Source organism: Biformimicrobium ophioploci (genome assembly GCF_030270605.1).
In the GTDB taxonomy this organism is placed as follows: Bacteria; Pseudomonadota; Gammaproteobacteria; order Pseudomonadales; family Cellvibrionaceae; genus Biformimicrobium; species Biformimicrobium ophioploci.
Genome location: NZ_BSYJ01000031.1, coordinates 1 through 344 on the forward strand (window position 1 = coordinate 1; position 344 = coordinate 344).

Consider the following 344-nt stretch of genomic DNA (forward strand, 5'->3'; position numbering starts at 1 on the left):
TCTACTGAGCTCTGATGTGGAAGTGGAGAAAATGGTGGAGCTATGCGGGATCGAACCGCAGACCTCTTGGATGCAAACCAAGCGCTCTCCCAGCTGAGCTATAGCCCCATATTCGATAAGCAACGCGTAACGCGAAGTATTAATCTTGCTGTAACTAGGCGCTTTGAAGCGACGCATAGCCTGCTATGCGAGCTTTGAAGCAACGACGTAACAGGAAGATTTGGTAGGCCTGGGCAGACTTGAACTGCCGACCTCACCCTTATCAGGGGTGCGCTCTAACCAGCTGAGCTACAGGCCTATCGCTAACTTGATCTTTTTTGTTTTCACTGCGTTGCGTTCCTTGT

The 344-nt window shown here is 50.6% G+C and carries 2 tRNA genes; both read right to left on the reverse strand.

Annotated elements, in window-relative coordinates:
• Window positions 1–32 precede the first annotated feature (32 nt).
• Window positions 33–108: transfer RNA gene (locus QSJ80_RS15595), tRNA-Ala, on the reverse strand.
• 113 nt (window positions 109–221) lie between these two features.
• Window positions 222–298 (reverse strand) — tRNA-Ile (locus tag QSJ80_RS15600).
• Window positions 299–344 lie beyond the last annotated feature (46 nt).